1 protein-coding gene is annotated in these 731 nt (G+C 52.0%); it reads right to left on the reverse strand.

The features are described from left to right. Nucleotides 1–171: 171 nt before the first annotated feature. On the reverse strand, nucleotides 172–731 hold a 560-nt coding region (locus KQP79_RS25790), incomplete at its 5' end, for a hypothetical protein (protein WP_264386602.1).

Here is a 731-nt window from a genome sequence, read left to right on the forward strand (position 1 = left end):
CCAGCTTGCTGCTTGTAAGGACAGCCTCCCGATGGTCGGAGACCAAGAGGGGTATTAGGCTACCCAAATTCCCTCATTTCCGACCAACGGGCAAGCCCGATTATTTTACAGCAATGGCAGACGTGTGAAGCACGGTGCCAGTAGAAAAGAAGAAGCGTTGTTCGGTGAATATTAGAGGTCGATACTGTCTTTTGAGGAACATGAAACCTCCTGGTTGGCTACAATGGCAAGGAACGGTCGGCAGAGCGACTGAAACTGCGACTTGATGGCTGCGCTTTCCTGCTGCAAGGCGGGTGAGCTTCCATCCAACGCCAATTCAGATATTGCCTTTGCCGCCTCGATGAATGAGAGCCAGTCTCCTCCCAGGTCTTTGTAAAAGAAGGGAAGAAGGGAGGTGGCAGTGGATTTCTCTGTTTCCTGACCAAGCACCTGATGGAATGTGGCTTCGCAGACAGCTGTGAGTGCGGTCATACAAAAGGCGTGTCCTACAGATTCGGGAATGTTTCTTCCGCATGGCACCTTGCCAATTGAATTGCCATTGTCGGCTTTCTCCAAGATAATGGCTACTTCCTCTGTTGCATCTTCGTAGAGTTGTTCACATTCCGAGGCGCAAGCCGATGCGGACATCTTGCCGCTTCGCCATTCGTCCAATGCGGTACACATCTTCTGGCGGAACACATCCAAGGCTGCGTCAATCGGAGAAACGGCAGGTGTCTCAGCCAACATCGGGA

The organism is Bacteroides sp. DH3716P (genome assembly GCF_025914115.1).
In the GTDB taxonomy this organism is placed as follows: domain Bacteria; phylum Bacteroidota; class Bacteroidia; order Bacteroidales; family Bacteroidaceae; genus Bacteroides; species Bacteroides ovatus.